Here is a 722-nt window from a genome sequence, read left to right as displayed (position 1 = left end):
ATATCACGACCCAGAGCTCAGCGAGCAGGCTGGCAATAAGATTGCTTCGGCTTCGGTGCTCATCCCTGCAACAGCAGATTGGACTAAGTTCACGGGCGAGTTTAACTACACTGGCAACGAGAGCGACAATATGTATCTTCTTGCTTCGGCAACAACCAACCCCGTGCCAGGTGCATCTAAGGACGACCAGCTCGACCTTGATAACATCAAGCTCATCTACTATCACGCACTTAGCAACCTTACATTCAACGGTGTTAAGCTCGCCGGCTTCTCTGCTGACAAGACCGACTACACTATCACCATCGATGGCGACGTAGCCGAGGCTGCTGATAAGATTAAGTATGTAGTGAAGGGTAGGGGTGCTTCTGCCACAACGGATTTAGAGGGTGACGTGCTGACCATCACCGTAAACGGCAACGACTACGCCGCAAACGCTGAGAGCCAGACCGTTTACACCGTGAAGTTCGAGAAGCAGGTGGTTGACGGCATCAACTCAATCTCGGCTGACTATGCAAAGAACCACAAGGTGTACACACTAAGTGGTGTTCGTGTGAACGGCAAGCCTGCTGCAGGCGTTTACATTGTTGACGGAAAGAAAGTTGTTATTAAGTAATTGAGAATTCTCAACTAAATAAAAAGAGGTTATGACTTGAATAGTCATAACCTCTTTTTATTTATTGTTTGTTTCGTATCGACCGACGCGGATGTCTGCATCGACCGAC

The 722-nt window shown here is 48.3% G+C and carries 1 pseudogene; it reads left to right on the top strand.

The features are described 5' to 3' along the window. Window positions 1-613, top strand: a pseudogene (locus HMPREF0673_RS14505) (hypothetical protein); the annotation flags it as partial. Window positions 614-722 lie beyond the last annotated feature (109 nt).

The sequence above is a fragment of the Leyella stercorea DSM 18206 genome (assembly GCF_000235885.1).
In the GTDB taxonomy this organism is placed as follows: domain Bacteria; phylum Bacteroidota; class Bacteroidia; order Bacteroidales; family Bacteroidaceae; genus Prevotella; species Prevotella stercorea.
The sequence above is the reverse complement of the archived record's forward strand: the minus strand, read 5'-3'. Positions and strand labels throughout refer to the sequence as shown.